The sequence below is a fragment of the Enterovibrio gelatinilyticus genome (assembly GCF_028683095.1).
Classification (GTDB): Bacteria; Pseudomonadota; Gammaproteobacteria; order Enterobacterales; family Vibrionaceae; genus Enterovibrio; species Enterovibrio gelatinilyticus.
On sequence record NZ_JAJUBC010000124.1, the window covers coordinates 1 to 473 of the forward strand.

The window sequence follows — 473 nt, forward strand, 5'->3', positions numbered from 1 at the left end:
CGACTCTAAATAGTCGGCAAGACTCGCCTCATTGTTGAGTGCCGTTTTGGCTAAATGTGACCACTCTTGACTCACTGCCTGTAACTTGAGTATTTCACAGGCAGATTCAATACGACTCATCTGAAGGTTCATGCCCGTACCTCCAACAACGCATCATACGTAGAGAGCGGGTGTTGAAAGCTCTCGAGAGGAACGACTGTGTTTGTCACAGGTGTGAGGCCGACGTTGCCGATTGATGTAGGGAGGGGCTGAAGCGTAAAGCGCTCTTTCTCCAACAGGCATTGTGGCTTCACACCTGTTGTGCCATGAATACGTTGATGGGCGACGGTTTCTAACCAAGCCCCTATCTGGCCGTTCAATACGTCAACGGTGAGTTGAAGGCCATGCTGTTTCATCGTGGCGGCCAGTGGCGTGATAAAGCTGCTTTTCAAGTAGGCATTGAAGCGTTCAACTTTCCCTTTCGTTTTGGCGCG

1 pseudogene is annotated in these 473 nt (G+C 50.5%); it reads right to left on the minus strand.

The window, feature by feature from the left end:
* Positions 1-128: 128 nt before the first annotated feature.
* Positions 129-473: pseudogene (locus LRP50_RS25500) on the minus strand (IS21 family transposase); the annotation flags it as partial.